Source organism: Pseudomonas sp. GM17, assembly GCF_000282175.2.
Lineage (GTDB): Bacteria > Pseudomonadota > Gammaproteobacteria > Pseudomonadales > Pseudomonadaceae > Aquipseudomonas > Aquipseudomonas chlororaphis.
Window position 1 is genome coordinate 1,447,118 of sequence record NZ_CP124732.1, and the last position, 20,972, is coordinate 1,468,089.

Sequence of the window (20,972 nt, forward strand, 5' to 3'; positions counted from 1 at the left end):
CTCGCAGAGGACGTGCTCTTGAGGGCCTCGAAGGTCCTGCGGACCTTATCGCAGCCTGCGGCAGCGGCTACAGAGGTTGTGCCGGACGCGGGAGCGGCGGCCGGCATCCATCCGTTGCTTAGTTGCTCTTCACCGCGTAGTCCGGCTTCTTGTCGTTGCCCGGGATGAACGGGCTCCACGGTTGGGCGCGGATCGGGCCTTCGGTCTGCCAGACCACGTTGAACTGACCGTCCGGCTGGATCTCGCCGATCATCACCGGCTTGTGCAGGTGGTGGTTGGTCTTGTCCATGGTCAGGGTGTAGCCCGACGGCGCGGCGAAGGTCTGGCCGGCCAGGGCTTCGCGGACCTTGTCGACGTCGGTGGACTTGGCTTTCTCCACCGCCTGGGCCCACATGTGGATGCCGACGTAGGTGGCTTCCATCGGGTCGTTGGTCACGGCTTTATCCGCGCCCGGCAGCTTCTTGGCCTTGGCGTAGGCTTTCCAGTCGGCGACGAACTTCTGGTTCACCGGGTTCTCCACGGACTCGAAGTAGTTCCAGGCCGCGAGGTTGCCCACCAGTGGCTTGGTGTCGATGCCGCGCAGTTCTTCCTCGCCCACGGAGAAGGCCACCACCGGTACGTCGGTGGCTTTCAGGCCCTGGTTGGCCAGCTCTTTGTAGAACGGCACGTTGGAGTCGCCGTTGACCGTGGAGATGACCGCGGTCTTGCCGCCGGCGGAGAACTTCTTGATGTTGGCGACGATGGTCTGGTAGTCGCTGTGGCCGAACGGGGTGTAGACCTCTTCGATGTCCTTGTCGGCCACGCCCTTGGAATGCAGGAACGAGCGCAGGATCTTGTTGGTGGTGCGCGGGTAGACATAGTCGGTGCCGAGCAGGAAGAAGCGCTTGGCACTGCCGCCGTCTTCGCTCATCAGGTATTCCACCGCCGGGATCGCCTGCTGGTTAGGCGCCGCGCCGGTGTAGAACACGTTCGGCGACATCTCTTCGCCTTCGTATTGCACCGGGTAGAACAGCAGGCCGTTGAGCTCCTCGAACACCGGCAGCACCGACTTGCGCGACACCGAGGTCCAGCAGCCGAACACCACGGCGACCTTGTCCTGGGTCAGCAGCTGGCGGCCTTTCTCGGCGAACAGCGGCCAGTTCGACGCTGGGTCGACCACCACCGCCTCGAGCTGCTTGCCGTTGACGCCGCCCTTGGCGTTGATCTCGTCAATGGTCATCAGCGCCATGTCCTTGAGCGAGGTTTCGGAGATCGCCATGGTCCCCGACAGCGAATGCAGGATGCCGACCTTGATGGTCTCGGCGGCCTGGACGGTCCAGGTCATGCCCATCGCGGCAATGCTTGCCGTGAGTGTGAAAGCCTTGATCAAGCTGCGACGCTTCATTGTGCGATCTCCATGAACTTATGAGTTTTCTTGGGTGGCAGATGCGGACTACTGAAGGGCTGTTTTGCAAGGGGTGTGCCTAGTCGGCACAGGGCATGAAAACGTCGCTTTCATGGCGTGGAGGGGAGGGCTGGCGCACCAATGCGGGGCCGCCAGGCGGCTTTGGTGCGCACGAATGCGCCGCGCTGGTGCCAGTGATGACCTGTAGCCGCTGCCGCAGGCTGCGATCGCGACCGAAGGGCGCGCACGGCTTCAAGATCGCCGAAGGCCTTCGGCCTTATCGCAGCCTGCGGCAGCGGCTACAGGGCATCGTTGGTCAAACCGTGCCTACGGGTCTGGGGTTTTAGCGGCGGCGCATCAGGCCGATGAAAAACAGCCCGCCAATGGCCGCCGTGGCCACGCCAATGGGCAGGTCTTCGGGGGCGATCAGGGTGCGGGCGGCGACATCGACCCAGACCAGGAACACGCTGCCCAGCAGCACGCACACCGGCAACAGCCGCCGATGCTCGGCGCCGACCAGACGCCGGGCAATGTGCGGCACCATCAGCCCGACGAAGCCGATGGAGCCGCTGATGGACACCAGCACCCCGGTCATCAAGGACGCGATCAGGAACACCCGCAGCCGCACGTTGCGGGCATTCAGGCCGAGGGTCACCGCGGTCTGCTCGCCGGCCATCAGCGCGTTCAACGGCCGTGCCATGCCCAGCAGCAGGACCAGCCCGAGCAGCACGCTGGCCGCCGGCACCGCGAGCAGTTCCCAGCGCGCCAGGCCCAGCCCGCCGAGCATCCAGAACATCACCGCCGAGCTGGCGCGATGGTCGCCCATGAACAGCAGCAGGTTGGCCACCGCCATCATCACGAAGGACACCGCCACCCCGCACAGCAGCAGGCGGTCGCTGTCGAGCCGGCCGTGGCGCGCGGCGATGCCGAGCACCAGCAGCATGCTCGCCAACGCGCCGATAAAGGCGGCGATGGGCAGGGTCAGCAGGCCGACGATTTCACCCACATGCAGCACCACGATCACCGCGCCCAGGGTGGCGCCGGAGGTCACGCCGAGCAGGTGCGGGTCGGCCAGCGGATTGCGCGTCACTGCTTGCAGCACCGCGCCGATCAAGGCCAGCCCGGCGCCGACCAGGACCCCGAGCAGCATGCGCGGCACGCGGATCAGCCAGACGATATGCTCCTGCCCGGCACTCCAGTCCGCCTCGCCCAGGCCGAGGGTCTTGTGCAGCAGGATGCGCCAGACCACATCCACCGGCACCCGCGCCGAGCCGAAGCCCAGGGACAGCACGCAGGACGCCAGCAGCAACGCGCCGAGGGCAGTCAGCAAAAAGGCATAACGACGATCGATCATGCGCCGTGGAAACCCTTGGCCAGGGTTTGCACCGCTTCGACGTTATCGATGCCCGGCGTGGCCTGCACGTAAGGGATCACGATGAAGCGCTGGTTACGGATCGCATCCACCGATTGCAGGGCCTTGTTGTTGAGCAGGAACTGCTGTTTCTGCTCGGCAGTGACTTCGCTGTAGTCGACGATCACGATCACCTGCGGGTTGCGTTCGACCACGGTTTCCCAGTTGACCCGGGTCCAGCTGGCCTCGACATCGTCGAGGATATTGCGTCCGCCAGCGGCATCGATCAGCGCCTGGGGCATGCCCAGGCGGCCGGAGGTCATGGCGCGGTCTTCGCCGCTGTCGTAGAGGAACACCCGCGGTTTTTCCGTGGGCAGGTCCTGCTGGATCGCGGCGACCTGCTGCTGCATGCCGGCGATCAACTGGTTGGCACGGTCCTGCACATCGAAGATCCGCCCGAGGTTGCGCAGGTCGTTGTAGGTGTCGTCGAGGCTGGCGGCCGGGCGCTTCATCACGAAGGCGCAGGACTCGGTCAGCTCCAGCACATTGATGCCCAGCGGCGTCAGGGTCTGTGGGGTCAGGTCGCCGCCGACGCGCATGCCGTAGTCCCAGCCGGCGAAGAAGAAATCGACATTGGCGTCGAGCAGGGTTTCCACCGACGGGTACTTGGCCGCCAGCTCCGGCAGGCCGTCGAGGATGGCCTGCATCTCGGGCGTCACCGCCTTCCAGCCGCTGATGCCGCTGTAGCCGACCATGTGCGACTTGAGGCCCAGGGCGAGCATCATCTGGGTCATGTTGATGTCGTGGCTCAGGGCGTGCTTCGGTGCTTCCTTGAAGGTCACCTCGCGGTTGCAACTGTGGACGGTCAGCGGGTAACGGGTGGCTTCGGCGCAGGCCTGGCTGGCGAGCAGCGACAGGGCCAGGCCGGCAGGGATCAGGCAGTTGAGGGAGACGCGCGGGGTCATGGTTGGGTTATCCAAGTGATTCGTGGGTAGCCGGACAGCGGGTGTCGGTCGACCAGGGCGTCGACGCCGAACACCTCGCGCAGCAGCGTGACCGTCAGCACTTGCTCGGGCGTGCCGCTGGCGACGATGCGTCCGTGATCGATCACATACAGGCGATCGCAGAAGGCGGCGGCCAGGTTCAGGTCGTGGATGCTGGCGAGGGTGCCGATGCCCAGGCGCTTGACCCGTTGCAGCAGCTCCAGCTGGTAGCGCGGGTCGAGGTGGTTGGTCGGCTCGTCGAGGATCAGCAGTTGCGGTTGCTGGGCCAGGGCGCGGGCCAGGATCACCCGCTGCTTTTCCCCGCCGGACAAGGTGGCGAAGGCATGCGCCTCGAAACCCAGCAGGCCCACCGACTCCAGCGCCTGGCGGGCGATGGCGCGGTCGGCGGCGCTGTCGCCGTCGAACAGGCCCTTGTGCGGGGTGCGGCCCATGGCGACCACTTCTGCGACGGTCAGGCCGAAGGCATCGGGAAATTCCTGCAACACCACGGCGATGCGTTGCGCGCACCAGCGCGGCGTCTGCTTCCAGACGTTGTAGTGATCGAGCCGGACTTCGCCCTGGTCCGGCCGGCTGAAGCGATAGCTGCAGCGCAGCAGGCTGGTCTTGCCGCTGCCGTTGGGCCCGATCAGCCCGACGAACTCCCCCGGCGCCACGCGCAGGCTGGCCTCACGCAGCTGGAACTGGTGATGACAGTGGCCCTGGCCCAGGGGTGTCCAGGCCAGGTTGGTGAGGTTCAGCGAGGTCATGCGGTGTCCGTGTGATGCCCTGTAGCCGCTGCCGAAGGCTGCGAAAAGGTCCGCAGGACCTTCCGAGGACCTCAAGAGCGCGTGTGCTGCGTCGGAATGCCGCGCAGACCGATCGCAGCCTTCGGTGGCGGCTACAGGTATTGGTTAAAAGGCGTAATCGGCGGTCACGAAAAACGACCGTGGTTCGCCGAGGATCCATTGCTGGCCCTCATTGTATTGGCTTTGCGCGTATTGCCGGTCGAACAGATTGTTCAGCTGCAAACCGAAGGTGGTATCGCGCAGGGCTTTCCACGACAACACTGCGTCGACCACGGTGTAGCTGGGCAGCTCGTTGCGGTTGGCCAGGTCGGCGTAGCGGGTATCGACATAACGCACCCCGGCACCGGCCCGCAGGTTATCGGTCACCGCCTTGTTCAGCCACAGGTTGGCGGTGCGCCGTGGCACGTCCACCGGGCGATTGCCGCTGCGCGAGACGAACTGGTTGCCGACCTGTTCTTGGAAGTCGTCGTACTCGGCCTTGACGATGGCGGCATTGGCTTGCAGTTGCCAGGCGTGGGGCAGTTGCAGCTCGAGGCTGGCCTCCAGGCCGCGGGACGATTGCTGGCCGACCTGCTGCTTGAGCGTCGGGTTGCCCGGGTCGTCGGTCAGCAGCTTCTTCTTGACGATGTGATAGGCCGCCAGGGTCCATTCGCCGCGCTGGTCCCAGAACATCTGCTTGAGGCCGATCTCGCTCTGCCGGGCGCGGGCCAGGTCGTATTGCTGCTGGCTCGGGCTCAGGGAAATCAGGCCGCCGACGCCGTCGGTGCTGGTGGCGTACTGGCCGTAGAACGAGGTGTCCGGCGTCAGCGCGAACACCAGCCCGGCCTTCCAGTTGTTGCCGGTCAGGGTCTTGTCGCTCTGGCTGCCGTCCACCAGGTTGTCGCGATCCACCTGCACGTAGTCGCGGCGCACGCCGGTCACCAACGACCAGCGCTCGCTCAGTTGGGTACGGTTTTCGGCGAAGGCCGACATCTGTTTGGTGGTGCTCTGGAATTGCGGGCGATAGGCCGAGGCGCTGTCGAAGCGGCCCTTGTCCGGGTGTTGCAGATCCAGCGGCTGGCCATCCGGCAGCGCATCCTTGAACGGCGAGTTGCTGTTGAGCTGGAAGCGGATGCGGTTGTAGTCGACTCCGGCCAGGGTCTGGCTGTCGAGGCCGAACAGGCTGTGCTTGAAGGTGAAGGTCTGGCGATCGCCGACCTGCTCCTGCTGGTGCTTGATGGCGAAATTGCCGCTGCGCAGAAGCTGCTGGCCGGCGGTGTCCCAGCTGTAGTTTTCGGCGTTCTGCCAGCGGCGCTGGGCCTTGAGGTAATACAGCTCGTTGCTGGCGCTGACGCTGTCGGAAAGCTGCCACTCGCTGGTCAGGCGCGTCCACTGATCGTTGTAGTGCTGCTTGTCGTTGCCGATGTTGTAGTTCTTGTCCCGCAGGCCCTCATGGAAGCGGCCATTGACCAGCGGGGTGCCGAAATCATTCATCGGCTGCTGGTCGCCGTAGTCGTGGGCGAGGGTGAACGCCAGGTCGTCCGTGGCCTGCCAGCGCAGCGCCGCGCTGATGAAGTCGCTGGCGCTGTCGCCGCGATCGATCCAGCCGTTGCTGCGCAGGCGGTTGAGGTTCAGGCGATAGCTCAGGGTGTCGCTCAGCGAGCCGCCGCTGTCGAGGGCTTGCTGCTGGCTGTCGTAGGAACCGTAGCCGAGGCGCAGGTGGTTTTCGATCTCGCCGGCGAAGGGTTTCTTCGGGATCACATTGACCACCGCACCGGTGGCGCCTTCGCCATACAGCACCGAGGCCGGGCCGCGCAGCACATCCACCCGCTCCACCGACCAGGTGTCCACCGGGAAGGTCACGGTGCCCATGCCGCTGTACAGGCGATTGCCGTCGTACAGCTGCATCACCGAACCCTGGCCGGTAAAGCCGCGCGCCGACAACGAAGTGCCGCCGTCGCCGGGCGTGCCGGTGCGGCTGATCCCGGTGCTGCGCGACACCGCGTCCTGCACGCTGCGGTCGCCGCGCTGGCGAATGCGCTCGCCGCTCAGGCTCTCGGTGCTGGCCGGGGTTTGCAGGGCGCTCAGGCCCAGGCGCGAACCGGCGGTGGTCGGGGTGTGCAGGCTGATGTCCTGCGTATCGATGGCAGGCGCGCTGATGGTGCCGGTGGGCAGTATCAGGGGGGCGTCGTCGGCCTGGGCGGAGTGATTCAGGGTCAGCAGGCAGAGGCTGGACGCCAGGAGCTTAGTTGTCGGGCGGTTCATCGGGGCGGCTGAGTCGCTTCTTCGAGAGGGTTACCCGCAGCATGGGCGGCTGCGGGTATGGGATCTTACACTTTAATGTTACAAAGTAACATTATGTGTGTCGTAAATTGAACCGACAGCAGTCTACAGATCCCTCTAAACCGCGCATCTCGCCTGATTCATGATGAAGATGAGGCTGATTCAGTCGAGCGGTTCCAGCGCGACAACAGCACGCGATCCAGCAGCCACACGGCCACCAGCGAGGCCCCGACCAGGGGAAAGGCCACGGCCAGCGCCAGCATGATCGCCATCGCGGTTTTCCATTTCGGCAGGTCATGGCGCAGCGGCGGTACACCGAGGCGCCCCTGAGGACGACGCTTCCACCAGATCACCAGGCCACTGACGGCGCTCAGCAGAATCATCAGGCAGATCAGCAGCACCACGATCTGGTTGAACGGGCCGAACATCTTGCCTTCGTGCAGCATCACCCCGACTTCGGTGGCGCGGGCGACGTTGCTGTACTGCTGCCAGCGCACATCGGCCAGGACCTTGCCGGTGTACTGGTCGACATGCAGGGTGGCGTCGTTGCGCGGGTCGTCGGCGAACACGGCGATGGTGAACACGCCGCTGGCGCTGGTCGGCAAGGTGATGCTGTAGCCGGCTTCGACCTGGCGCTGGGTGGCGATGTCCTGCACCTGCTGCAGGCTGACCGTGGGCGCCGCCGGGCCTTCGTGCGCGGCGCCGTGGGCCATGTGTTCGGCATGGTCGCCGGACATCGGCAACGGTGTGTTCTCCATGGCCCAGGGCACGGTCTGGCGGCTGGCGGTGTTGAGCTCGCCGGCCTGCTGGTCGGACTTGGGCACGTCGTTCCACATCGTCGCCGGGAAGCGATTCCACAGCTCGGCGTATTGCTTGCCCCAGAAGCCGGTCCAGGTCATCCCGCTGAGCAGCATCACCAGCAGGAACGCCGCGCCCCAGAAGCCGACCACGGCGTGCAGGTCGCGCCACAGCACACGGCCGCGGCTGCTGAACCGCGGCCACAACACCCCGGCCGAAGACTTGCCGCGCGGCCACCACAGGTACAGCCCGGACACCACCAAGACGATGCCCCAGCCCGCGGCCAGTTCCACCAGGCGGTCGCCGAGGGTGCCGATCATCAGCTCGCCATGAATGGCCCGGGCGATGGCTTGCAGATTGTTCTTGGCGTCTTGCTCGCCAAGGATATTGCCGTGGTAAGGGTCGACGAACACATTGAGTTCGCCACCTTCCTTCTGCACCACGAACTGCGCGCTGCGTCCGGCTTCGAGCGGCGGCAGGTACTGTTTGACATGGCCCTGGGGATACGCGGCCCGGACCCGCTGGAGTTGTTCATCGGCGCTGAGCATGTGGTGCCCCGCCGGCACCTGCAGCAGATGGCCGTACATCAGCGGGTCGAGCTGGGGTTTGAACAGGTAGATGATCCCGGTCAGGGACAGCATCACCATGAAAGGGGCCACGAACAGCCCGGCGTAGAAATGCCAGCGCCAGGCCAGGTTGTAGAAAGACACTTTCGGTTGGCTCATCAGGGAACGCTCCGCATGGGCAATTACTCTCTGTAGCCGCTGCCGATAGGCTGCGATCGGCCGGAACGGCCGCAACGTACTCAATAGCGCTGAAGGCCTTCGGCCTTATCGCAGCCCTTCGGCAGCGGTTCCATTTGTTGTTGTGTTTAGAAGCTCAGATCCACCTTGGTCCAGAGCGTGCGCCCCGGTTCGTTGATGGCTTGCGGGTCATTGGCCGGGTAGCCGAACCCGGCGTTGCCGGCCAGGTTCAGGTGCTCGGCGTAGGCCTTGCCGAACAGGTTGTCGACGCCGGTGCTGACCTTCAGGTTCTTGTTGATCCGATAGGCGCCGTTGAGCGAGAACACGCCGAAGCCGCCGCTCTTGCCGAAGTCCTTGCCGACCACGTTGCCTTTGTTTTCATCGATGCGGTTCTGCGCCGCCACCACTCGCCACAGGGCGCCTGCGCTCCAGTTGTCCGCGCTGTAGGTCAGGCCGAAACGCGCGTCCAGCGGCGGCATCTGCGGTAGCGGCGAGCCGTCGCTGCTGTTCTTGCCCCAGGCGTAGGCGAGGGTGGCGTCGGCCTTCCAGTTGTCGGTCAGCTTGTAGGCCGCGCCGAGTTCGCCGCCCATGATGCGGGCGTCGATGTTCTCGGCTTGCGAGGTCATGCCCATCATCCCCGGGCGGTAGTTGAACAGGATGTAGTCGCGTACCTGGCCGATGTAGCCCGAGGCCCAGGCTTCCAGTTCCGCGGTCTTGTATTGCAGGCCGAAGTCGAGCTGCGTGGTTTTTTCCGGCTTGATCGAATCGAAGGCGTTGACCGATCCGGCCGGGCCCATTTTCGGCGAGAACAGCTCCCAGTAATCCGGGAAGCGTTGCGCGTGGCCGAGGCCGGCGTAGACCGTGGTCGGGCTGTCGGCCAGGTCATGCTCGTAGCGGATGAAACCGCTGGGCAGGGTGTCGGCGCGGGTATCGCCGGCGGTCGGGTTGGGCCGGGCCATCATTCCGGAACCGATGCTCTGGCGGTAGTCCTTGGCCGAGGCGCGGTCCACTCGGGCGCCGCTGATCAGCCGGTCGCGGTCGGCGGCGTACCAGGTCAGCTCGCCGAACGCGCCGTAGTTATGGAAGTCGGCGTCCTTGGTGCGCGGCTGGTCCTTATAGGTGTCGATACCCATGGCGCTGCGTTGGCGATGCTCGTTGGTCTGCGCATCGATACCGCTGATCAACTGCACATCGGCCCAGCGCCAGGTGGCCTTGATCCGCGCGCCGAGGGTGCGGCGGTCGACGTTGCTGGCCATGGGGCCGGCCATCATCCCGGTGCCGGACGGCGTGCGCAGGCTGTAGTTGTCCATCACGTGGTCGGCGTAGTTGTAGTAGACCTGCGCCTCGACCTTATCCAGCACCTCGCCGATATTGGAGCGCTCGAAACGCAGGCCCAGGCTTTCCCGCTTGAACTGCGAACCGTCCATGCCGCGCCCGGCGTAACGCGCTTCGCCGTCGCCCTTGCCGGCGGTAAGCTCCAGCAGGGTGTCGGCGTCCGGGGTCCAGCCCAGGGCCACGTCACCGTTCCACTTGTCGTAGCGCGACGGCACGGTGTCGTTGTTGCCGTCCTTGTAGTCGTCGGAATGGGCCTGGTTGCCGATCACCCGCACGTAACCCAGCGGTCCGCCGGCGGCGGCATCCACCACCTTGTCGAAGCGGCCGTTGGAGCCGGCCAGGACGCTGGCGTTGACCCGGGAGCCCAGCTCGCCGAAGTTTTCCGGCTCGCGGTCGAAGAGGATGGTCCCGGCCGAAGCGCCCGGCCCCCAGAGCACGGTTTGCGGACCCTTGATCACCGTCAGCTTGTCGTAGGTTTCCGGCGAGATATAGGAGGTCGGCGCGTCCATGCGGCCAGGGCAGGCGCCGAGCATCATGCCGCCGTTGGTGAGGATGTTCAGGCGCGAGCCGAACATGCCGCGCAGCACCGGGTCGCCGTTGGTGCCGCCGTTGCGCACCAGGGCGAAGCCGGGGATGGTCTTGAGGTAGTCGCCGCCATCGCTGGCCGGGACCGGCTGGCGCGGATCCTTGGGGTTGGTGACCACGGTCAGCGGTGAGCTGGGGGCGATAGCGGTGATCACCGTCGGGCTCAGTTCTTCGCCGTGCTGGCTGTGATCCACCGGTTGTTCGGCCGCCAGGGCCAGCGGCGTGAGCAGGGCGCCGCAGAGCAGGGCGATGGCGTGGTTGAAACGTACGCGAGGTTCGTTCAGGGCAAAGGTAGCGGGGGCCTGGGCGGAGCACAGGCGAGTGTCAGCAGAAAACCTGGACATAAAGGTTCCATCAATCATTTCGTAAACAACACGGCCAGCAGCCTGCGGCTGTCTTTTCTACAGTCGGCCGGGTGAAGTGCGGTTGAGGGGTTTACGCAATGACAGGTGGCGCGCGGGTCCGGGCGCCGGGGAACACCGTCTGCCGGGCATGGCCCAGGCGCGGTGAGGGGGTGAGGAAGTGGCTGGACGGTGAACTGTCGAGCGCTGTGAACGACAGGCTGCCAGGCAGTGCCGGGCAGTTGAACAGCAGGCTGCAGTAACCGCATTTTTCCCAGAGCGCATGGTGTTCGCCCTGGACCTTGCCGTGCTCCGCGCCGTGAGGGTTTTCACCGTGGCAGCCGGGCTCGCCCATGTTCATGTCCGTCGACATGGACAGGTTCATCGGCATGGCCTGATCCATCGGCATCGACTGGGAAATCAGTGGACCGATAAAGATCATCAGCATGGCGAACAGGCTGATCCAGCTGCCGCGCCGTACTTTCAGGGGCGTGCGCACGGATCGCCGGGTGCCAGGCGAGCGCAAGGCGTTCACGGTAACGATGGCCGGGGCTTATTGGGCGTGCATGTGTTCCTGGTTGCCCACGGGCGCCTGCTTCTGCACTGCCGCCTCGACCGTGATGTCGCCGGATTTCTCGAAGTGCAGGGTCAGCGGGAAGCGCTTGCCGTCGCTGAGCAGGCTGCGGTCTTTGAGCTCCAGCAGCATCACGTGATAGGCCATGGGGGCGAAGGTGACGGTCGCGCCTGGGGCGATCGCCACGTTGGGCACCTGCTGCATTTTCATCAGGTCGCCCTGCTGCACGTGTTCATGCAGCTCGGCCTTGCCCGAGATCGGCGAGTCGACGCCGAGCAGGCGGTCGGCATTCTTGCCGGTGTTGTGAATGACGAAATAGGCCGCCACCGTCGGTGCGTTGGGCGGCAGCTCCTGTGACCAGGGGTGGGCAATCTGCAACTCGCCAGCCTGGTATTCATGGGCGGTGGCAAAACCAGCGGGCAACAGCAGGGCGGCCAGCAGCAGGGCTTGCAGGGCCTGTACGGATTTCAACATGGCAGTTCTCCAGAACGATTCGACACGCAGATCAATTGCGAGGTGGAATCAGACCAGAGGTGAAGCGCGGGGATTGAGGCTCGGCCATTGCTGGCGTGGCGTGGGCATGACCAGCGCGGGTGGCGCGACGCTGCGGTTGGACTCGAAACGGGCGAAATACAACTGCGGCGCATGGCCTGGCAGGGCGACCAGGGGCGCCGAGCCGGAACAGCACCAGCAGTGCTGCATCGTGGAGTGATCGTCGTTCTGCGGGGCTTGCTGTTCCAGCTTGCCCAGGGAGATCGCCACCAGCTTGGTGCCGCTGGAGGAACAGAAGCTGCCCCACAACAGTTGCTCGGCAGGTGCTCGATCGGTCTGCTGCATGGCTCCCGAAAGCGGCATGGCAAGCATGTTGAACAGCACTGCGAAGCAGGCGATCCAGGCAAATGCGAGCCGTTGTCGGGACATGGTGACGATCCGTCAGGTTGAGCGAACAGGGGGGTATTTAGCCTGATCGCTGTGGATAAGTAAAAAGGCGCCGTGCGGTGTGGTGTCGCAGAGCCACCTGGATTGGCCGTTCCTCAGTGAGCCGGTACCGCGCGGACCTCGATGGCCACGCCGAGCTTGGCGCGGATGGCGGCGAAGATCGCGGCCAGGTTGTCCATGCTCGGGTTGCCGCTGGCGGACAGCATGCGATGCAGGCTCTTGCTGGGCTTGGCGGTCTCGCGGGCCAGGGCTTCGAAGCCGACGGTGGCGTTGACCAGGTCGCGCAGAATGATCCGCGACATCTCCGGTTCGCCGTTGAGAAACAGCGTAGCAGCCTCGTCCAGCAGCGCCTGGGAAAACGCCGGGTCGCGCTCGGCGCGTTCGGCAATGCTGTGCTTGAAGCTTCGAGTCAGTGCCATGGGTGTCACCTCGTTTTCAGTTCGGCCTTCTTGCGGTGATGGAATTCGGCGATCAGTTTCTTCGCCTGCCTGATGTCGGCCTGCTGGGTGGACTTGTCGCCACCGCCAAACAGGATTACCAGGTGCCGGCCTTCCTGGATCAGGTAGATCCTGTAGCCGGGGCCCAATCGATGCGGTATTCGCCAAGCCCGTCGAACCACTTGATGTTGGATGTGTTGCCCATTTCCAGGCGCAGCAGCGCGGTGGAAACCTTGACGGCTGCCTGGGTATCCAGCGTTTCGAACCAGCGACCGAAGGGGCTGCGCTGGTTCTCTTGCTGGTATTCCTCGACTGTGATCATCGCCGGCCTTAAAGGTAACAAATAAGTTACTATATGGGTAGGCCTTTGATCGTGCCGCAAAGCCTGTCCGTGGCCAACGCTGCAAGTGTTTCCTCTGTCTTCAATACGCGAAGGTCCCGTGGCGCGGCGGCCAGGGCTGCGTCCTACCGTTCAGCGGGGGACTTGGTAACTCGATGTATCGGCCGGGTTTTGCGCGGCCAGGCGGTCAGCGCAGGGCCTGGAGCAACTCGCCCAGGTCATGGAATTCCCGATCGACGGCTGGCAACGACGGCCGCTGCAGGATCAGCACCGGTACCCCACGCTCGCGCGCCACTTCCAGCTTGGGTTCGGTGGCGCTGCTGCCGCTGTTCTTGCTGATCAGCACGTCGATACGGCGGCGTTCGAACAGCTCGCGTTCGCTGTCGATCAGGAAGGGGCCGCGTGCGCCTATCACTTCGCACCGGTCATTGCCGGGGTACGGGTCGAGGGCGCGCAGGGTCCAGAACTGCCCGGCGGGGATCTCATGCAGATGCTGCAAGGGCTCGCGGCCCAGGGTGAACAGCGGGCGCTTGAAGGGTTCGAGTGCCTGGACCAGTTCGGCCCAGTCGCGGACTTCGCGCCAGTCGTCGCCGGCCTGCGCCTGCCAGGCCGGTCGGCGCAGGGCCCAGCAGGGGATGCCACACAGATGCGCGGCCGTGGCGGCGTTCTGGCTGATTTGGGCGGCATAGGGATGAGTGGCGTCCAGCAGCAGCTCGATGCCTTGCTCGCGGATGAACCGGGCCAGGCCCTCGGCGCCGCCGTAGCCGCCGACCCGCACCTGGCAGTCCAGGTCTGCGGGCACGCGCCCGATGCCCGCCAGGCTATAGATGTGCTCCGGCCCCAGGGTCCGGGCGATGGCCAGGGCCTCGGTCACGCCGCCCAGCAGCAGTATGGGTTTCATCGAAAAGCTCCGGCATGGCCGACGATGCCGCCCTGGCGATCGATGGCGAAGACTTCGACCTGGACCTGTGGCGGCACCACGCTGCGCGCGAAATCCAGGGCGTGCTGGCACACCGCGTCGCCCAGGGCGATGCCGGCGGCGCTGGCCATGGCCAGCGCCTGCTGGCTGGTGTTGGCGCCACGGATGGCGTTTTGCAGCGTTTGGTCGGCGCCGACCGCCGCGGCCCACTCGGCCAGTTGCGGCAGGTCGATGCTGGAGTGGCGGCTGTGCAGGTCCATGTGCCCGGCCGCGAGCTTGCTGATCTTGCCGAAACCGCCACACAGGCTGAGCTTGTCCACCGGCACTTTGCGCAGGTGCTTGAGCACGGCGCCGACAAAGTCGCCCATTTCGATCAGGGCGATTTCCGGCAGGTCGTAGACGCGGCGCATGGTGTCTTCGCTGGCGTTGCCGGTACAGGCGGCGATGTGCAGGTAGCCGTTGGTCTTGGCGACATCGATGCCCTGGTGGATCGAGGCGATATAGGCCGCGCAGGAAAACGGCCGCACGATGCCGCTGGTGCCGAGGATCGACAGGCCGCCGAGAATGCCCAGGCGCGGGTTCATGGTTTTCAGCGCCAGGGCTTCGCCATCCTCGACGTTGACCGTGACCTCGAAGCCGCCCTGGTAACCCTGTTCCCGGGCCAGGGTTGCCAGGTGTTCGCTGATCATCCGGCGCGGCACCGGATTGATCGCCGGCTCGCCCACACCCAGCACCAGCCCCGGGCGGGTCACGGTGCCCACGCCTTGGCCGGCGATGAAGCGAATGCCGCTGTCCGGGCTCAGGCGGACCTGGGAATAGAGCAGGGCGCCGTGGGTCACGTCGGGGTCGTCGCCGGCATCCTTGATCGTGCCGGCTTCGGCGCCGGTGTCGGTGAGGCGGCAGAATTCCAGGCGCATCTGCACCTGCTTGCCCTTGGGCAGGACGATCTCCACGGCGTCGCTGCTGGCGCCGCCGAGCAACAGGCGCGCCGCCGCCAGGCTGGTGGCGGTGGCGCAGCTGCCGGTGGTCAGGCCGCTGCGCAGCGGGGCCGGTTGTTCCGCCGTTTCTTCACGCATGCCGCGCGGCCTTGTGCAGGCGCGAGCTTGCTCGCGATAGCGTCCGCCAGACGGACCGCGTGGTCTGGATCGCGAGCAAGCTCGCTCCTACAGGGGAGGGCAGGGTGCTCATAGCGGTTTGACGAGGTCGAGCAAGGTAATGGGCAGGGCCTGGCGCCAGGTGTCGAAGTCCCCCAGCGGCAGGGCCTGGGCGACATGGATGCGGGTCAGCTCGCCGCCATGCCGTTCGCGCCAGGCCATCAGGGTCGTTTCGCTTTGCAGGGTCACGGCGTTGGCCACCAGCCGGCCACCGGGCTTGAGCCGGGCCCAGCAGGCGTCGAGCACGCCGGGGCGGGTCACGCCGCCGCCGATGAAGATCGCGTCCGGGGCTTCCAGGCCATCCAGCGCCTGGGGCGCGCTGCCGCGAACCAGTTGCAGGCCGGGCACGCCGAGGGCGTCGCGGTTGTGTTCGATCAGTTGCTGGCGGCCTGGGTCGGCTTCGATGGCCAGGGTCCGGCAGCTGGGGTGCGCGCGCATCCACTCGATGCCGATCGAGCCGCTGCCGGCGCCGACATCCCACAACAGTTCGCCAGGCACAGGGGCCAGGCGAGCCAGGGTAATGGCGCGGACGTCGCGCTTGGTCAGCTGGCCGTCATGCTGGAAGGCCGAGTCGGGCAAGCCGGCCAGGCGCGACAGGCGCGGCGTATTGGGCTCGGCCAGGCATTCGATGGCTACCAGGTTGAGGTCGGCGATGGCCGGGTCGCTCCAGTCGTTGGCGGTACTGTCGGTCCGTCGTTCGGCCTCGCCGCCCAGGTGCTCGAGCACGCTGAGACGGCTCGGGCCGAAGCCGCGTTCGCGCAGCAGCGCGGCGATGGCCGAGGGGCTGAGGCCGTCATTGCTCAGGACCAGCAGGCGCACGCCGCTGAACAGCTGGGCGCTGAGGGCGGCCACGGGGCGGGCGACCACCGAGAGCGTCACCACCTCTTGCAGCGGCCAGCCCAGGCGCGCGGCCGCCAGTGAATAAGAGGAAGGCGAGGGCAGGACGTGCATTTCTTCCTGAGCCACCTGCCGCGCCAGGCTGGCGCCGACGCCGAACAGCATCGGGTCGCCGCTGGCCAGCACGCACACCGGCTCGCCGCGCTTGGCCAGCACCGGCTCCAGTGAGAAAGGGCTCGGCCACAGTTGCCGCTCGCCGCGGATGCACACCGGCAACAGGTCCAGTTGCCGCTGGCCGCCGACGATCCGTGAAGCGCCCATCAGGGCCCGCCGGGCGTTCTTGCCCAGGCCCTTGAAGCCGTCTTCACCGATTCCCACTACTGTCAGCCAGGGCGACATCGCTATTCCTCGAGGGTAAAACCTGTTCTTCCGACAGGCAGGCTTTTCATGCCTTCGGACAAAGCAGGCATAATACCGCGCCTTCGCCCGCGAAGCGCCTTTCCCACACAGCCGGTCACCCCCTTGAACGAACGTCCGATGTCCACCGCCTTACGCCCCTCGGCCTGTCCGGGGTTGCTGCGTATCGTCCCGGCGCTGGACGGCGGTATCTGCCGGATCAAGCTGGCCGGCGGGGCGATCAGCGCCGCCCAGGCCCGCGCGGTGGCTGCTGCGGCCGAGCGTTATGCCGGCGGGGTGATCGAGGCGACCAACCGCGCCAACCTGCAGATTCGCGGGATCGGCGCCGAGCATCAGGCGCTGATCGCCGATCTGCTGGCCGCCGGCCTGGGACCGACCACCGCGGCCGGTGATGACGTGCGCAACCTGATGCTCAGCCCCACGGCCGGGATCGACCGCACGATGATCCTCGACACCCGTCCCCTGGCCGGGCAGATTCTCGCCACTGTGCAAAGCCATCCGCGCTTTCATGAGTTGTCGCCCAAGTTCGCCGTGCAACTCGACGGCGGCGAGGCCCTGGCCATGCTGGAGCATCCCCATGACCTGTGGCTCTCGGCGTTCGAAGGCGCGGGCGAGCCCTGGCTGGCCTTCGGTCTGGCCGGCTGCCCTGGGGACCGGCCCCTGGCCAGCGTGGCGCTGGAGGATGGGCTGGCCCTGGTGGTGGCGGTGCTGGAGCTGTTCCTCGACCTGGCCCGCCCCGAACAGACCCGCATGCGCCAGCTGTTGACGGAGCACTCGGCGGCCGCGCTGCTGGCGCAGGTGTCCGCGCGCTTGTCGGGGCCGGTAATCAGGGTGGGCGATTGGCAGCGCGTGGCCCCTTCCGAGCCGCTGCATATCGGCACTTATCCACAGCGGCAACCGGGCCAGGTCTATGTCGGTGCCGTCACGCCCCTGGGGCGGCTGGCCCCGTCGATGCTGCGCGGCGCAGCGCAGCTGGCCGAGCAATGGGGCGACGGCAGCCTGAGGTTCACCCCCTGGCAGAGCCTGTTGCTGCCAAATCTGCGGGCCGAAGACGCAGTTGAAGTCACACATCACCTGCAGCAGCTGGGTTTTCTCTGCTCGCCAGAGCAGCCCCTGGCCCACCTGATTGCCTGCACCGGTTCCAGCGGCTGCGGCAAGGCCCTGGCCGACACCAAGGGTGACGCGCTGAAGCTGGCCGCCTTGCTCCAGCGCCACGGCCATCAGCTGGACGTGCACCTGTCCGGCTGCTCGCGTTCCTGCGCCGCCGCCCATGTGGCACCGGCTACCTTGCTGGCCGTCGCACCCGGTCGTTACGACCTCTATTTTCGCGATGCCGCGCAGCCGGGTTTCGGCACGCTGCACGCACGCAACCTTTCCCTTGAAGCGGCCGGCGCATTGCTCGATGCCCGCCCACGGAGCAACACCCATGATTGATTACATCCGCGACGGTCAGGAGATCTATCGCAACTCCTTCGCGATCATTCGCGAGGAGGCCAGGCTCGATCGCATCCCCGCGGACCTGGAAAAGCTCGCGGTGCGGGTGATCCATGCCTGCGGCATGGTCGATGCCATCGACGGCCTGCAGTTCTCCGAAGGCGCGGGCCAGGCCGGGCGCGCTGCCCTGGCGGCCGGCGCGCCGATTCTCTGCGATGCGCGCATGGTGGCCGAAGGCATCACCCGCGCCCGTCTGCCGGCGAACAATCAGGTGATCTGCACCCTGCGCGACGAAAGCGTGCCGGAGCTGGCCCGCGAGCTGGGCAACACCCGCTCGGCGGTGGCCCTGGAGCTGTGGCGGCCGTACCTGGAGGGCAGCGTGGTGGTGATCGGCAACGCCCCGACCGCGCTGTTCTACCTGCTGGAAATGCTCGACGCCGGCGCGCCGAAACCGGCGCTGATCCTCGGTTTCCCGGTAGGTTTCGTCGGCGCGGCCGAGTCCAAGGCGATGCTCGCCGCCGACAGCCGCGGCGTGCCTTTTGTGATCATGCAAGGTCGCCTGGGCGGCAGCGCCATGGCCGCCGCCGCCGTCAACGCCCTGGCCACGGAGATCGAATGATGCAGCAACCTGGACGTTTGATCGGCCTGGGCGTCGGCCCCGGTGATCCGGAACTGATTACCGTCAAGGCCCTGCGCCTGCTGCGCGAATCGCCGGTGGTGGCGTACTTCGTCGCCAAGGGTAAAAAGGGCAATGCCTTCGGCATCATCGAAGCGCACCTGCAAGGCGCGCAGACCCTGGTGCCGCTGGTCTACCCGGTGACCACCGAAGTGCTGCCGGCGCCGCTGTCCTACGAGCAAGTGATCAGCGACTTCTATGACAGCGCCGCCGAAGGCTTGGCCGAGCATCTGGACGCCGGCCGCGACGTGGCGGTGATCTGTGAAGGCGACCCGTTCTTCTACGGCTCCTACATGTACCTGCACGACCGCCTGGCCGAGCGTTACCCGGCCGAAGTGGTGCCGGGGGTGTGCTCGATGCTCGGTGGCGCCTCGGTGCTGGGTGCGCCGCTGGTGTATCGCAACCAGAGCCTGTCGGTGCTCTCCGGCGTGTTGCCCCATGACGAACTCAAGCGCCGCCTGGCCGATGCCGACGCGGCGGTGGTGATGAAGCTGGGGCGCAACTTCCCCAAGGTGCGCCAGGTGCTCGAAGAGCTGGGCCTGGCCGAGCGCGCGCTGTACGTCGAGCGCGCGACCATGGCCAACCAGAAGATCGTGCCGCTGGATGAAGTGCAGCCGATGTCCTCGCCGTATTTCTCGTTGATCATCGTGCCCGGTGAAAGGTGGCAAGGTTGATGGCCCGTCCCGCACCGGCCATCGTCATCCTTGGCCAAGGCAGCCTGGCGACTGCGCGCAAACTTCAACAGCTGTACCCGGACGCGCTGATCCACGGCCTGGCCGAACGGGTCGAGGGCGCCGACCGCCCGTACCAGGAGTTCGGCGCGACCCTGCGTCAGCTGTATCAACAGGACACGCCGATCATCGCCCTGTGCGCCGCGGGCATCGTCATCCGCACCCTGGCGCCGCTGCTGCTGGAGAAGGGCGCGGAGCCGCCGGTGCTGGCCGTGGCCGAAGACGGCAGCGCCGTGGTGCCGTTGCTCGGTGGCCTGGGCGGAGTGAACGTCATGGCCCGGGAAATCGCCGCCGGCCTGGGTGTGGCGGCGGCCATCACCACCAGCGGCGAGCTGCGCTTCGGCACCTGCCTGCTCAACCCACCGAGCGGCTATGCCCTGGGTGATCTGGAGCTGGGCAAGCGTTTCGTCTCCGACCTGCTGGGCGGTGAAAGCGTGCGCATCGAAGGCGCCGCGCCCTGGCTGGCCGAAGCCAAGTTGCCGGAAGACCAACAGGCCCGGCTGACCATTCGCGTCGGCTCCGCCGAGTGCGAGCCATCCGCCAATGAGCTGCTGATCTATCCGCGCAGCGTCCTCATCGCCCTCACCTGTAGGAGCGAGCTTGCTCGCGATAGCGGCCCCGAACTCGCCGCGCATCTGCGAGCCGCCCTGCACACCGCCAAAATCGCCGTGCAGTCCGTCGCTTGCCTGCTGGCCGCCGATACCGAGATGGCCAGCCCGGCCTTGCGCGAAGCCGCCGCCGAGCTGGGCGTATCTTTGCGTTTCGCCCCGGCCGCCAGCAGCGTGGCCGAACTGGCGCAACAGGCTGTGCCGCAACTGTTGCCGCCGCTCAGCGTGGGTGAAGACATCGCCATTGCCGTGGCCAGCCAGCCGCTGGACCCGCAGCGGATCGGCCGCCCCCGTGGCCGCCTGGCGGTGATCGGCCTGGGCCCTGGCGCCGCCGAACTGATGGTGCCGGCGGTGAAAGCCGAACTGGCGCGGGCCAACGATATCCTCGGCTACGAAACCTATGTGCGCATGGCCGGCCCGTTCCGCGCCGACCAGGTCATGCACTGCACCGACAACCGCGAAGAAATGCAGCGTGCCCGCCACGCCTTCGAGCTCGCGGCCCAAGGCCGTTCGGTGGTGGTGGTGTCCTCCGGCGACCCGGGGGTTTTCGCCATGGCCGCGGCGGTGCTGGAAGCGTTGCACGAGTCCAGCGAGCCGAGCTGGCATCAGGTCGAGCTGGAAGTCCTTCCCGGGGTTTCCGCTTCCCTGGCTACCGCCGCACAGGCTGGCGCGCCCCTGGGGCATGATTTCTGCGTGCTGTCGCTGTCGGACAACCTCAAGCCCTGGGCAATCATCGAGAAGCGCCTGGACCTGGCGTCCCAGGCCGACCTGGCCTTGGCGTTCTACAACCCGATCTCGCGCTCGCGCCCTTGGCAACTGGGGCGCGCGCTGGAGATCGTGCGCCAGCACCGCACTGCGGACACGCCGGTGGTGCTGGGGCGGGATATCGGGCGTCCGGGGCAGACGTTGCGGGTTATCACCCTGGGCGAGCTGACGCCGGAGCAGGTGGATATGCGGACCATGGTGTTGGTGGGGTCATCCACGACCTGTGTGTTTCCCAAGGTTGGAGGGGGGGAGTGGGTGTATACGCCGAGGTGGTACGGGCAGAAACCTTAGGCAACTTCGAACCGCTGTAGGGGCGAGGCTTGCCTGCGATGGCGTCTGTGCTGACGCTGCATTTTTTGGACGGTGTATATATCCGTTGCTGCGGTAACGGCCACTTAGGGTTCCGCCCTTACGGCGGGTCACTTTTTTTCAAACGCCAAAAAAAGTAACCAAAAAACGCTTGCCCCTGCGTACGGCCTTCGCTGCGCTCAGGTTCCCTCGCTCCGGCGTCCATCAGGGGGCATCGACTCCGGTCGGCTTCGCTTCGACCTCC

General features: G+C 66.3%; 18 protein-coding genes and 1 pseudogene. 4 read left to right on the top strand and 15 right to left on the bottom strand.

Features of this window, described 5'->3' with window-relative positions; genetic code table 11:
* Positions 1 to 118: 118 nt before the first annotated feature.
* From urtA to cbiE, 15 genes and pseudogenes are all read right to left on the bottom strand, one after another.
* Positions 119 to 1,384, bottom strand: a complete 1,266-nt coding sequence (urtA, locus tag PMI20_RS06475; RefSeq protein WP_007930955.1) for an urea ABC transporter substrate-binding protein — start codon at positions 1,382 to 1,384, stop codon at positions 119 to 121.
* Positions 1,385 to 1,727: 343 nt separating this feature from the next.
* Positions 1,728 to 2,738 carry a FecCD family ABC transporter permease gene (locus PMI20_RS06480; RefSeq protein WP_007930924.1) on the bottom strand — a complete coding sequence of 337 codons (1,011 nt, stop codon included), beginning with the start codon at positions 2,736 to 2,738 and terminating at the stop codon, positions 1,728 to 1,730.
* Positions 2,735 to 3,700, bottom strand: a complete 966-nt coding sequence (locus PMI20_RS06485; protein ID WP_007930925.1) for an ABC transporter substrate-binding protein — start codon at positions 3,698 to 3,700, stop codon at positions 2,735 to 2,737. The genes PMI20_RS06480 and PMI20_RS06485 overlap by 4 nt, the downstream gene beginning before the upstream one ends.
* The gene (locus tag PMI20_RS06490) at positions 3,697 to 4,485 is read right to left on the bottom strand and encodes an ABC transporter ATP-binding protein (protein WP_007930927.1); all 789 of its coding nucleotides are present in this window, start codon (positions 4,483 to 4,485) and stop codon (positions 3,697 to 3,699) included. The genes PMI20_RS06485 and PMI20_RS06490 overlap by 4 nt, the downstream gene beginning before the upstream one ends.
* A gap of 144 nt (positions 4,486 to 4,629) precedes the next feature.
* Positions 4,630 to 6,768 carry a TonB-dependent receptor gene (locus tag PMI20_RS06495; RefSeq protein ID WP_007930929.1) on the bottom strand — a complete coding sequence of 713 codons (2,139 nt, stop codon included), beginning with the start codon at positions 6,766 to 6,768 and terminating at the stop codon, positions 4,630 to 4,632.
* A gap of 158 nt (positions 6,769 to 6,926) precedes the next feature.
* Positions 6,927 to 8,309 carry a PepSY-associated TM helix domain-containing protein gene (locus PMI20_RS06500; RefSeq protein WP_007930931.1) on the bottom strand — a complete coding sequence of 461 codons (1,383 nt, stop codon included), beginning with the start codon at positions 8,307 to 8,309 and terminating at the stop codon, positions 6,927 to 6,929.
* A gap of 146 nt (positions 8,310 to 8,455) precedes the next feature.
* Positions 8,456 to 10,591, bottom strand: a complete 2,136-nt coding sequence (locus PMI20_RS06505; RefSeq protein ID WP_007932880.1) for a TonB-dependent copper receptor — start codon at positions 10,589 to 10,591, stop codon at positions 8,456 to 8,458.
* Positions 10,592 to 10,682: 91 nt separating this feature from the next.
* Entirely contained in the window at positions 10,683 to 11,036 is a 354-nt protein-coding gene (locus PMI20_RS06510; protein WP_052034508.1) for a DUF2946 domain-containing protein, read from the bottom strand.
* 105 nt (positions 11,037 to 11,141) lie between these two features.
* The gene (locus PMI20_RS06515) at positions 11,142 to 11,636 is read right to left on the bottom strand and encodes a copper chaperone PCu(A)C (protein WP_007932875.1); all 495 of its coding nucleotides are present in this window, start codon (positions 11,634 to 11,636) and stop codon (positions 11,142 to 11,144) included.
* Positions 11,637 to 11,684: 48 nt separating this feature from the next.
* Positions 11,685 to 12,083 carry a DUF2946 domain-containing protein gene (locus PMI20_RS06520; RefSeq protein ID WP_007932873.1) on the bottom strand — a complete coding sequence of 133 codons (399 nt, stop codon included), beginning with the start codon at positions 12,081 to 12,083 and terminating at the stop codon, positions 11,685 to 11,687.
* Between the two features lie 113 nt (positions 12,084 to 12,196).
* On the bottom strand, positions 12,197 to 12,520 hold the full coding sequence (locus tag PMI20_RS06525) for a helix-turn-helix domain-containing transcriptional regulator (protein WP_007932872.1): 324 nt from the start codon (positions 12,518 to 12,520) through the stop codon (positions 12,197 to 12,199).
* Between the two features lie 5 nt (positions 12,521 to 12,525).
* A pseudogene (locus PMI20_RS06530) lies at positions 12,526 to 12,860 on the bottom strand (type II toxin-antitoxin system RelE/ParE family toxin).
* A gap of 205 nt (positions 12,861 to 13,065) precedes the next feature.
* Positions 13,066 to 13,779, bottom strand: a complete 714-nt coding sequence (locus tag PMI20_RS06535) for a cobalt-precorrin-6A reductase (protein ID WP_007932870.1) — start codon at positions 13,777 to 13,779, stop codon at positions 13,066 to 13,068.
* Positions 13,776 to 14,873, bottom strand: a complete 1,098-nt coding sequence (locus PMI20_RS06540) for a cobalt-precorrin-5B (C(1))-methyltransferase (protein WP_007932869.1) — start codon at positions 14,871 to 14,873, stop codon at positions 13,776 to 13,778. The genes PMI20_RS06535 and PMI20_RS06540 overlap by 4 nt, the downstream gene beginning before the upstream one ends.
* Before the next feature lie 108 nt (positions 14,874 to 14,981).
* Positions 14,982 to 16,187, bottom strand: a complete 1,206-nt coding sequence (gene cbiE / locus PMI20_RS06545) for a precorrin-6y C5,15-methyltransferase (decarboxylating) subunit CbiE (RefSeq protein WP_284172017.1) — start codon at positions 16,185 to 16,187, stop codon at positions 14,982 to 14,984.
* A gap of 138 nt (positions 16,188 to 16,325) precedes the next feature.
* On the opposite strand from cbiE, the gene cobG reads away from it, so the two are divergent.
* Genes cobG through cobJ form a run of 4 tightly spaced genes read left to right on the top strand, consistent with a single transcriptional unit; the run spans position 16,326 to position 20,710 of the window.
* Positions 16,326 to 17,639: a precorrin-3B synthase gene (gene cobG, locus PMI20_RS06550; protein WP_037036337.1), complete on the top strand. Its 1,314-nt coding sequence runs from the start codon at positions 16,326 to 16,328 to the stop codon at positions 17,637 to 17,639.
* Positions 17,632 to 18,258, top strand: a complete 627-nt coding sequence (locus PMI20_RS06555; RefSeq protein ID WP_007932940.1) for a precorrin-8X methylmutase — start codon at positions 17,632 to 17,634, stop codon at positions 18,256 to 18,258. The genes cobG and PMI20_RS06555 overlap by 8 nt, the downstream gene beginning before the upstream one ends.
* Positions 18,258 to 18,989 carry a precorrin-2 C(20)-methyltransferase gene (locus tag PMI20_RS06560; RefSeq protein WP_037036340.1) on the top strand — a complete coding sequence of 244 codons (732 nt, stop codon included), beginning with the start codon at positions 18,258 to 18,260 and terminating at the stop codon, positions 18,987 to 18,989. The genes PMI20_RS06555 and PMI20_RS06560 overlap by 1 nt, the downstream gene beginning before the upstream one ends.
* Entirely contained in the window at positions 18,989 to 20,710 is a 1,722-nt protein-coding gene (cobJ, locus tag PMI20_RS06565; RefSeq protein WP_007932944.1) for a precorrin-3B C(17)-methyltransferase, read from the top strand. Before PMI20_RS06560 ends, cobJ begins: the two co-directional genes overlap by 1 nt.
* Positions 20,711 to 20,972 lie beyond the last annotated feature (262 nt).

Bases quoted from the DNA above. Each gene is read 5' to 3' on its own strand.
- PMI20_RS06535 (WP_007932870.1), bottom strand. From the start codon at position 13,779: ATGAAACCCATACTGCTGCTGGGCGGCGTGACCGAGGCCCTGGCCATC.
- cobJ (WP_007932944.1), top strand. From the start codon at position 18,989: ATGGCCCGTCCCGCACCGGCCATCGTCATCCTTGGCCAAGGCAGCCTG.
- PMI20_RS06540 (WP_007932869.1), bottom strand. From the start codon at position 14,873: ATGCGTGAAGAAACGGCGGAACAACCGGCCCCGCTGCGCAGCGGCCTG.
- urtA (WP_007930955.1), bottom strand. From the start codon at position 1,384: ATGAAGCGTCGCAGCTTGATCAAGGCTTTCACACTCACGGCAAGCATT.
- PMI20_RS06555 (WP_007932940.1), top strand. From the start codon at position 17,632: ATGATTGATTACATCCGCGACGGTCAGGAGATCTATCGCAACTCCTTC.
- PMI20_RS06490 (WP_007930927.1), bottom strand. From the start codon at position 4,485: ATGACCTCGCTGAACCTCACCAACCTGGCCTGGACACCCCTGGGCCAG.
- PMI20_RS06505 (WP_007932880.1), bottom strand. From the start codon at position 10,591: ATGTCCAGGTTTTCTGCTGACACTCGCCTGTGCTCCGCCCAGGCCCCC.
- PMI20_RS06525 (WP_007932872.1), bottom strand. From the start codon at position 12,520: ATGGCACTGACTCGAAGCTTCAAGCACAGCATTGCCGAACGCGCCGAG.
- PMI20_RS06485 (WP_007930925.1), bottom strand. From the start codon at position 3,700: ATGACCCCGCGCGTCTCCCTCAACTGCCTGATCCCTGCCGGCCTGGCC.
- PMI20_RS06560 (WP_037036340.1), top strand. From the start codon at position 18,258: ATGCAGCAACCTGGACGTTTGATCGGCCTGGGCGTCGGCCCCGGTGAT.
- PMI20_RS06515 (WP_007932875.1), bottom strand. From the start codon at position 11,636: ATGTTGAAATCCGTACAGGCCCTGCAAGCCCTGCTGCTGGCCGCCCTG.
- PMI20_RS06480 (WP_007930924.1), bottom strand. From the start codon at position 2,738: ATGATCGATCGTCGTTATGCCTTTTTGCTGACTGCCCTCGGCGCGTTG.
- PMI20_RS06495 (WP_007930929.1), bottom strand. From the start codon at position 6,768: ATGAACCGCCCGACAACTAAGCTCCTGGCGTCCAGCCTCTGCCTGCTG.
- PMI20_RS06510 (WP_052034508.1), bottom strand. From the start codon at position 11,036: ATGCTGATGATCTTTATCGGTCCACTGATTTCCCAGTCGATGCCGATG.
- cobG (WP_037036337.1), top strand. From the start codon at position 16,326: ATGTCCACCGCCTTACGCCCCTCGGCCTGTCCGGGGTTGCTGCGTATC.
- cbiE (WP_284172017.1), bottom strand. From the start codon at position 16,187: ATGTCGCCCTGGCTGACAGTAGTGGGAATCGGTGAAGACGGCTTCAAG.
- PMI20_RS06520 (WP_007932873.1), bottom strand. From the start codon at position 12,083: ATGTCCCGACAACGGCTCGCATTTGCCTGGATCGCCTGCTTCGCAGTG.
- PMI20_RS06500 (WP_007930931.1), bottom strand. From the start codon at position 8,309: ATGAGCCAACCGAAAGTGTCTTTCTACAACCTGGCCTGGCGCTGGCAT.